This is a genomic window from Microbacterium sp. NPDC003461, from assembly GCF_053588335.1.
The window spans coordinates 23,603-32,739 of the sequence record NZ_JBSFPT010000026.1 but is presented as its reverse complement, the minus strand read 5'-3'; the positions used below and the strand labels follow the sequence as shown (position 1 = coordinate 32,739).

Below are 9,137 nucleotides of genomic sequence, written 5' to 3'. Positions count from 1 at the left end.
CGTGTTATGGGTGTGGGTGCGCGCGCCTTTGCGGCCGCCCCGCGGCGCGCAGCGCCGCCTCGCCGGCGCGGGACGCGACGGCGCGAGCACGCGAGCGGCACCCGCACAGCGGGTGCCCGAGCGGCGCAGACGCTTCTGAAAAGAACACACCCCGCTACCTCACGACGACGGCCTCGGGCGAGGAGACGTCGTACAGGGCGACGCCCTCGGGCGGCTTCGCGGCCATCATCTTCTGCAGCGAGAGCGCCTTCATGGCCGACTCGTCGGCGGTCCCCCACACGATCTCGGTGCCGGTGGCGCCGAGCGTGAGCCGCACATCCTGCGGCGTGCTCGCCGTGGCCGCGGTCACCTGCCCGTGCAGCTCGGCCGGGAGCGAGCGCAGCACCTGGCCGACGGCGGCGAAGGTCTCGGAGCCGGGACCCGCCTCGACGGAGATCACGGGCTGACCCGCGGGAGGCTCGGCGGTGGTCGACAGCGCCACGCCCGCGGCGTCGACGAGCGTGAAGCCGGCGTCCGTCTGGATCACGCCGACGGGCGTGCGCTCCACGATCCGGATGACGAGCTCGTGCGGCGGTCGCGCCTCGATCGCGTAGGTCTCGATGAGCGGGAAGCCGAGCAGCGCGGCCTTCACCTCGCTGTGGTCCACCAGCGGCAGGGGCCGGCCCACCTGCGTCGCGAGCGCCGCCTCGACGGCGGCCTCGTCGAGGGTCTCCGAGCCGACGACGATGACGTCGCGCACCGCGAACAGCGGACTGTACGCCGCGCCCACGCTGCCGCCGACCAGCAGCAGCAGGGCCGCCGCGGCGCCGATCGCGTACCAGCGGCGGCGGCGGGTGCGGGCGGTGAAGCGGCGGATCTCCGCGCGCAGCGCCCGGCGGCGGGCGCGGGAGGCGCGCCAGAGCTCTCGCCAGCCGACGGATCCCGTCGCCTGCTCCTCGCCGCGCGTGCCGTCGAGGTCCGGTTCCTCGGCATCGACGGTCGCGTCGAGCCCGTCGGGCCCGTCGTCGAGCCCCTCACGCCGCCGCTCGGCCCGCCGGCCGAAGAGGCGACGGGGCGGCAGCTCGACGACGTCGGCGATCGGCGCGGTGTCCACCGCGTGGTCGTGGTCGTCGCGCGCGAGCGCGAGCTCCCGCTCGGGCTCGCGCGGCTCGGGCGGGGTCGGCCGCGCTGCGGGAAGGGGGCCGGGCCGCTTCATGCCCCCGTCAGCCCTCGGCGCCCTCGCGCAGGGCGCCGAGCACCTGCGGGATGATCCGGTACACGTCGCCGCAGCCGAGGGTGATGACGTAGTCGCCCTCGCGCGCCACGCCCGCCGTGTACTCGGCCGCCTCCTGCCAGTCGGCGAGGAAGCGCACGCGCGACGGATCGTCGAACGCGCCGCTCACGAGCTCGCCCGTGACGCCGGGGATGGGATCCTCGCGGGCGCCGTACACGTCGAGCACGACGGTGTGGTCGGCCAGCTCCTCGAGCACCTTGGCGAACTCGCCGGCCATCAGCTGCGTGCGCGAGTAGGTGTGCGGCTGGTGCAGGGCGATGATCCGCCCTTCCCCGACGACGGTGCGCGCGGCGGCCAGCGCGGCGGCGACCTCGGTCGGGTGATGCGCGTAGTCGTCGAACACGCTCACGCCGCGCTCGGCGCCGTGCAGCTCGAACCGGCGCACCGTGCCCCCGAACGCCTCGACGGCGCGCACGGCGGGCTCGAGAGCGTAGCCGAGCTGCAGCAGCACGGCGACCGCGCCGGCCGCGTTGACGGCGTTGTGCCGGCCGGGCACCTGCAGGCGCCCCTCGACCCGCTCGCCCGCGTGCTCGAGGGCGAAGGCGACGGGCCCGTCGGTGCGGATGTCGACGACGCGCAGGTCGGCGCGATGCGATTCGCCGAAGGTCATGACGTTCGCGTGCGTGAGGCGCTCGCTCACGCGGCGCGCCCCCTCGTCATCGGCCGAGATGACGACGGCCTCGCGCGCGCCGTCGGCGAAGCGCACGAAGGCGTCGTCGAACGCCTCGTGCGAGCCGTAGTGGTCGAGGTGATCGGCATCGACGTTCGTGATGAGCGCGATCGACGTGTCGTACAGCAGGAACGTGCCGTCGGACTCGTCGGCCTCGATGACGAACAGGTCGTCGGACCCGGTGCCGCTCGAGGCGCCCCTGTCCTGGATCACGCCGCCGTTGACGAAGCTCGGATCGGCACCCAGCCGGCCGAGGCCCGTGACGATCATGCCCGTGGAGGTGGTCTTGCCGTGCGCACCGGCGACCGACACGAGGCGGCGGCCTCCGATGAGGTACTTCAGCGCCTGCGAGCGGTGCAGCAGCGTGAGACCGCGCTCCTTCGCCGCGAGGTACTCGGGGTTCTCGGGCCAGATCGCGCCCGTGTACACGACGGTGTCGACGTCGCCGAGGTTCGCGGCGTCGTGGCCGATGTGCACGGTGGCGCCCAGCTCCGCCAGGTCGCGCGTGTTCTGGCTCTCGGAGCGGTCCGAGCCCGAGACGGGGACGCCGGCGGCGAGGAACATGCGGGCCAGCCCCGAGATGCCCGATCCGCCGATGCCGATGAAGTGCACGGCGCGGATCTGGCTCGGGATGGGCACGGAGAGGTCGGGCTTGATCATGGCCCTTCGAGTCTAGGTTCGCGCGCCGACACTCGCGCTCGGCGCGCCCGAACAGGCGGCGGACTCCCACGATGCGCGTCGTGCGGCACGACGCGCGTCGCCCGGCCGCACGCCGACCGCGCGCGTCGAGGTCAGCGGGCGAGCGCGCGGTCCAGCATCGCGATGACGTTCTCGGTGCCCTCGCGCGTGCCCGATCCCTCCGCCGCCGCGCGCATCGACGCGAGGCGGTCGGCGTCGCGCAGCAGCGGCACGAGCTCGGAGCGGACGCGGTCGGGCGTGAGCGCGGCGTCGTCGACGACGGTCGCCGCGCCGGCCCGCACGGCGCCCGCGGCGTTGAGCCGCTGCTCGCCGTTGCCCACGGCGTACGGCACGTACACGGCAGGGATGCCGAGGGCGCTGATCTCGCTCACGGTCGACGAGCCGGCGCGCGAGAGCACGACGTCGGCCGCGGCGAACGCCAGCTCCATGCGGTCCACGTAGCGCACGACGACGTAGCCGTCGCCGCCCGCGCCCACCTCGTCCGCGCGCTCCCCCGCGGCGTGCAGGATCTGCCAGCCCGCGCCGACGATGTCGCGCCAGGAACCCGCGATCGCGTCGTTGATCCGCTTCGCGCCCAGCGATCCGCCGAAGACGAGCAGCACCGGCCTGTCGGCGTCGAGCCCGAAGAACTCCCGTGCCTCGGCGCGGCGGGCGGCCCGATCGAGGCGAGCGATCTCGGGGCGCAGCGGCATGCCCACCACCTCGGCGCCTCGCAGCGGCGTGCCCGCGAAGACGACGCCGACGCCCGCCGCCCATCGGGCGCCGAGCACGTTCGCGAGGCCGGGGCGGGCGTTGGCCTCGTGCACGACGAACGGCACGCGCTCCCGCCGCGCCGCCACGTATGCGGGGGCCGAGGCATAGCCGCCCACGCCCAGCACGACATCGACGCCGTGCGCGCGGATGTGCCGGCGCACCTGAGAGATCGCGCGCGCGAAGCGGGCGGGGAAGCGCAGTGCGGCGCCGCTCGCACGGCGCGGGAACGGCACCTTGTCGACGACGAGGAGCTCGTAGCCGCGCTCGGGCACGAGCCGCGCCTCGAGCCCCTCACGCGTGCCCAGGACGAGCACCTCGTCGTCCGCGGAGCGCTCGCGCAGCCCGTCGGCGACGGCGAGCATCGGGTTGACGTGGCCAGCGGTGCCGCCGCCGGCGAGCAGGTAGGTCGTCACCCGTCCATCCTCGCAGAGCGACGGGTCGCCGACCGCCCGCGCCGGGCGCGCTCAGCGGCGGCGGGGCGTCGGCGCGGCGTCGGCCATCGTGGCCGGCACGGGCGGCAGCGTCCGCGCGAGCGCGAGCAGCACCCCCGACGCGAGCAGGACCGAGATGAGCGACGTGCCGCCGGAGGAGAGGAACGGCAGCGGCACGCCCAGCACGGGGAAGACGCGCAGCACGACGCCGATGTTGATGAGGGCCTGACCCACGATCCACACCGTGATGCCGCCCGCGACGACCCGCACGAACGGGTCGTCGGTGCGCCGGATGATGCGGAACGCACCGTACGCGAAGAGGGCGAACAGCGCGAGGAGGACCGCGCAGCCGATGAGGCCGAGCTCCTCCCCCACGATCGCGAAGATGTAGTCGTTCGCCGCCGCCGGCAGCCACTCGTACTTCTGCTTGGAGTTGCCCAGGCCCACCCCGAAGACGCCGCCCTCGGCCAGCGCCCAGATGCCGTGCAGCGGCTGATAGCAGGAGTCGTAGTAGTCGGCGCACTCGGAGTCGAGGAAGCTCATGATCCGCGCCATGCGGTTGGGGCTCGTCACGGCCAGCGCGAACACACCGACGATGCCGACGAGCACGGGGAGGATGAAGATCCGCAGCTTGACGCCCGAGAAGAACAGCGCGCCCAGCACGAGCAGCACGAGGATCATGGCCGTGCCGAGGTCCTCGCCCGCCAGCACCGTGCCGATCGCGAGCAGTGCCACCGGCACGAGCGGGATGAACACGTGCTTCCAGTTCGCCAGCAGGGTCCGCTTGCGGTACAGGATGAACCCCACCCAGAGCGCGAGCGCGAGCTTGAGGAACTCCGAGGGCTGCAGCGTGAAGCCCGCGACATCGATCCAGTTGCGGTTGCCGCCGGACTCGTAGCCGAGCGGGGTGAACACGAGCAGCTGCAGCAGCACCGCCGCGATGAGCGCGAACCACGAGATCCTCTTGAGGAACGCGATGGGGAACCGGCTGACGATGAACATCAGCGGGACGCCCACGAGCGCGAACAGCCCGTGGCGGATGGCGGCGTCGTACGGCCCGCCGCCGGCCGTGATGGAGGTCGCCGACGTGGCCGAGAGCACCATGACGGCGCCGAAGCCCGTGAGGATCAGCGCGGTCGACGAGATGAGCAGGAACTCGACGGGCGCCGCCGCGAACGCCTGACCGAGCGAGACCCGCGCCAGCAGGCCGCGGCGCGGGCCGGGCTCGTCCGTCCCGCGCGCGTCAGCGGCCGCCGGAGGACGCGTCGTCGTGCTCATCGCGCGTCCCCCTCTCGAGCCGTGCCCTGACGGCCTGTGCGAATCTGTCCCCGCGGTCGTCGTAGCCGCGGAACTGGTCGAATGAGGCGGCCGCCGGTGCCAGCAGCACCACGTCTCCGTCCCGCGCGACCTGCGCCGCCAGCTCGACGGCCCTGGTCATGACATCCTCAGTCTCGGTGTGATCCACCTCGAACAGCGGCACCGCCGGCGCGTGTCGCCGGAACGCCGCGACCACCTCGGAGCGCTCCGTGCCGATGACGATCGCCGCCTTGCTCTCGGGGCCGCGCGCCGCGACGAGCTCGCCGATGTCGACGCCCTTCAGCTGGCCGCCGACGATCCAGATCGCGCCGGGGAACGCCGCGAGCGACGAGGCGGTGGCGTGCGGGTTGGTGGCCTTCGAGTCGTCGACCCAGGTGATGCCCGCCGCGCGCGCGACGACCTCGATGCGGTGCGGATCGAGGCGGAACACGCGCAGCGCGTCGCGGATCGCGACGGGCTCGACGCCGAGCGAGCGCGCCAGCGCAGCAGCGGCGAGGATGTTCGCCACGACGTGCGGAGCACCCAGGTCGCGCTCGGCCAGCTCGGCCACGGTGGTCAGCTCGAGGGCCGAGGTGCGGCGGTCGTCGAGGAAGGCGCGGTCCACGACGATGCCGTCGACGACCCCGAGGTCGCTCGGTCCCGGCACCCCCAGGTCGAATCCGATCGCGCGCGCGCCCTCGACGACGTCGGCGTCCTCGACCATGCGCCGCGTCGCCTCGTCCGCCTTGTTGTAGACGCACGCGACGCGGGTGTTGCGGTAGACCACGGCCTTGGCGTCGCGGTAGGCCTCGAAGGACCCGTGCCACTGCAGGTGGTCGTCGGCCAGGTTGAGGCACACGCTCGCGTGCGGCACCGGCTGGCCCTCGAGCGCGCTGAGGCCGAGGTACCAGAGCTGGTGGCTGGAGAGCTCGACGACGAGCACGTCGAAGCCAGCCGGATCGCGCACGGCATCGAGGATGGGCACGCCGATGTTGCCGCAGGGCGCGGCGCGCAGCCCGCCGTCCTTCATCATCGTCGCGGCCAGGCGCGTGGTCGTGGTCTTGCCGTTCGTGCCCGTGACGAGCACCCACTCGGCGGGGGTGCCGTCGGGCCGGAGCACCTTGTCGCGCACCCGCCACGCGAGCTCGATGTCGCCCCACAGCGCCACGCCCCGCTCGAGGGCCCAGCGGATCACGGGGTGCGACGGCGGGAACCCGGGCGAGGCGACGATGAGCTCGGGATCGAAGGCCTCCAGCTCGGCGGGCACCTCATCGAGCGGACCAAGGTGCAGCCGCGCGCCGATCACGGGCACGAGGCGCGCGTACTCCTCCTCGGCCTTCTCGCTGACGACGAGCACGTCCGCGCCGAGCTCGGCGAGCGTGTCGGCCACGGAGAAGCCGGTGGCGGCCAGCCCCAGCACGGCCACGCGCAGGCCGGACCAGTCGGCGCGCCAGCTCGTCAGCGACGCAAGGCGATCGGCGGCGGTCATACGAGGCTCAGCCATTCGACGTACATGAGACCCACCCCGATGACGGCCAGGATGCCGCCGATGATCCAGAACCGCACGACGATCGTCACCTCGAGCCAGCCCCGCAGCTCGAAGTGGTGGTGCAGCGGGCTCATGAGGAACAGCCGCTTGCCCTTCGTCGCCTTGAAGTACAGGCGCTGCAGCACCACCGAGCCCGGGCCGAGCATGAAGCCGCCCGCGATGAGGATGCCGAGCAACTCGGTGTGGGTGAGCACCGCCATGCCCATCACGGCGCCGCCGATCGACATCGACCCCACGTCGCCCATGAACACCTGCGCCTTGGGCGCGTTCCACCACAGGTAGCCGACGAGACCCGCCACGACGGCGGCGGCGATGATCGCGAGATCGAGCGGGTCGCGCACCGTGTAGCACGCCGACTGGTCGACCGCCGCGAGGCCCTCGCCGGTGCACGCCTGGTTGAACTGCCAGTACGCGATGAGGCTGTAGGCGCCCATCACGAAGATGCCGATGCCGGCGGCGAGGCCGTCGAGGCCGTCGGTGAGGTTCACGGCGTTCGAGAACCCGACGCCCAGCAGCGCGAGCCACGCGAGGTACAGCAGCCAGCCGAGCACGGGGGCCACGAGCGCGAACGAGAGCCAGGGCAGCTCGCGGAAGAACGACACGCCGAAGCCGCCGGGGGTCTGCCCCCAGTCGTCGGGGAAGGCCTGCGCCGCGACGGCGAACGGGATGATCACGAGGATCTGGCCGACGATCTTCTGCCAGCTGCCGAGCCCGCCGAAGTGCTGCTTGCGCACCTTGAGCCAGTCGTCGATGAAGCCCACCGCGCCGAAGCCGAGCATGAGCCAGATCACGAGCAGGCCCGAGGGCGTCGGCGGGTTGTTGCCGGCGTAGCAGCCGACGAGATAGCCCAGGATCGTGCCGGCGATGAAGATCACGCCGCCCATCGTGGGCGTGCCGCGCTTCGCGCCGTGATTGGGGTTGCGGGGGTCGTCGGGCGTGCGGATCACCTGCGCCCACCCCCACCTGCGGAAGTACCGCAGGAAGACCGGCGTGAGGAAGAGCGTGAACGCGAACGAGATCGCGGCCGCCGTCAGGAGTGATCTCACGAGAAGGATTCTCCCAGACGATCCCCCAGGAACCGCAGGCCCGCCGCGTTCGACGACTTCACGAGCACGCGGTCGCCGTCGCGCAGCTCGCCCACGAGGTAGTCGTACGCCTCGTCGGCGGTCTCGAAGAACACCGCCTCGCTGTCCCACGAGCCCTCGGCGATGACGGACAGGTAGAGCCCGCGCGCCTCGCGGCCCACGACCACGATGCGCGGGATCCGCAGGCGCACCGCGAGCAGCGCGACCTTCGCGTGCTCGGCGTTGTCGTACTCGCCGAGCTCGCTCATCGCGCCCAGGACGGCGACCATGCGCTCGTCGGGACCCGTGATCTGGGCGAGGGTGCGCAGCGCCGCGTGGTACGAGTCGGGGCTGGCGTTGTAGGCGTCGTTGATGATCCGCACGCGGTCGTTCCCCAGCACCTGCATGCGCCACCGCTCGGCGAGCTCGAGCTCCTCGAGCCGCGCGACGGCGTCCTCGGGCTCGACGCCGAGCGCGGTGGCCGCGGCGATCGCCGCGAGGGCGTTCACGACGTGATGGGCGCCGAGCACCCGCAGGCGCAGCGGCAGCGTGCGCCCGGCGATCGAGACCTCCGTCGTCGTGCCGGCCGCGCTGACGGTGACCTCGCCGGCGCGCACCTCGGCGGCCTCGTCGCGGCCGAACCACCGCACGTCCACGCCGCGCTCGGCGGCGATCGGCGCCATGCCGGCCACACGCGGGTCGTCGGCGTTGAGCACGGCCAGGCCGCCGGGACGCACGGCGCGCACGAGCTCCGACTTGGCCTTCACCGTCTCCTCGATGCCGCCGAAGCCGCCCGCATGCGCCATGCCGACCATGAGGACCACGCCGATGTCGGGCGTGACGAGGCCGGCCAGACGCGCGATCTGCCCGGGCGCGTCGGCACCGAACTCGCTGACGAGGAACCGCGTGTCGTGCGTGACCCGCAGCATCGTGAGCGGCGCGCCCACGGCGTTGTTGAACGATGCCACGGGCGCGACCGTCTCGCCCTCGGGACCCAGGATGGCCGCGAGCATGTTCTTCGTCGTCGTCTTGCCGTTCGATCCCGTGATCCCGACGATCCGCAGGCGGCCGCCGGCGCGCACGCGCGCCACCACCTCACGGGCCAGTTCGGCCAGCGCGGCGACGGCGTCGGCCACGACGATCTGCGACACGGGCTCGTCGACGGGCCGCTCCACGATCGCGAGCGCCGCGCCGTTCTCGATCGCCTTGCCGACGAACAGGTGCCCGTCGGTCGCCTCGCCCGGCTTCGCGACGAACACGCCGCCGGAGCGGATGGCGCGCGAGTCGGTGTCGACGCCTCCCGAGACGACGGTGTCGGGGGTGTCGGAGCCGTGCGGCCGCAGGTCGCCGCGCACCGCGGCGGCGACCTCTGCCAGGGTCAGGGCGATCATCTGGACCTCCG

At 73.1% G+C, this 9,137-nt stretch carries 7 protein-coding genes; all 7 read right to left on the bottom strand.

The window, feature by feature from the left end; all coding sequences use genetic code 11:
* Positions 1–154: 154 nt before the first annotated feature.
* Complete coding sequence (locus tag ACWDR7_RS10505) at positions 155–1,195, bottom strand: FtsQ-type POTRA domain-containing protein (RefSeq protein ID WP_449854842.1); 1,041 nt, start codon at positions 1,193–1,195, stop codon at positions 155–157.
* Positions 1,196–1,202: 7 nt separating this feature from the next.
* Complete coding sequence (gene murC / locus ACWDR7_RS10500; protein WP_449854841.1) at positions 1,203–2,603, bottom strand: UDP-N-acetylmuramate--L-alanine ligase; 1,401 nt, start codon at positions 2,601–2,603, stop codon at positions 1,203–1,205.
* Positions 2,604–2,734: 131 nt separating this feature from the next.
* Positions 2,735–3,808, bottom strand: a complete 1,074-nt coding sequence (locus ACWDR7_RS10495) for a UDP-N-acetylglucosamine--N-acetylmuramyl-(pentapeptide) pyrophosphoryl-undecaprenol N-acetylglucosamine transferase (protein ID WP_449854840.1) — start codon at positions 3,806–3,808, stop codon at positions 2,735–2,737.
* A 51-nt stretch (positions 3,809–3,859) separates the two neighbouring features.
* On the bottom strand, positions 3,860–5,104 hold the full coding sequence (ftsW, locus tag ACWDR7_RS10490; protein WP_449854839.1) for a putative lipid II flippase FtsW: 1,245 nt from the start codon (positions 5,102–5,104) through the stop codon (positions 3,860–3,862).
* Entirely contained in the window at positions 5,070–6,611 is a 1,542-nt protein-coding gene (gene murD, locus ACWDR7_RS10485) for a UDP-N-acetylmuramoyl-L-alanine--D-glutamate ligase (protein WP_449854838.1), read from the bottom strand. Before murD ends, ftsW begins: the two co-directional genes overlap by 35 nt.
* Positions 6,608–7,717 (bottom strand): phospho-N-acetylmuramoyl-pentapeptide-transferase, encoded by a 1,110-nt coding sequence (gene mraY, locus ACWDR7_RS10480; RefSeq protein WP_449854837.1) that lies wholly within the window; start codon positions 7,715–7,717, stop codon positions 6,608–6,610. Before mraY ends, murD begins: the two co-directional genes overlap by 4 nt.
* Positions 7,714–9,126, bottom strand: coding sequence for a UDP-N-acetylmuramoyl-tripeptide--D-alanyl-D-alanine ligase (locus ACWDR7_RS10475; RefSeq protein ID WP_449854836.1), 1,413 nt, complete (start codon positions 9,124–9,126; stop codon positions 7,714–7,716). The genes mraY and ACWDR7_RS10475 overlap by 4 nt, the downstream gene beginning before the upstream one ends.
* Positions 9,127–9,137 lie beyond the last annotated feature (11 nt).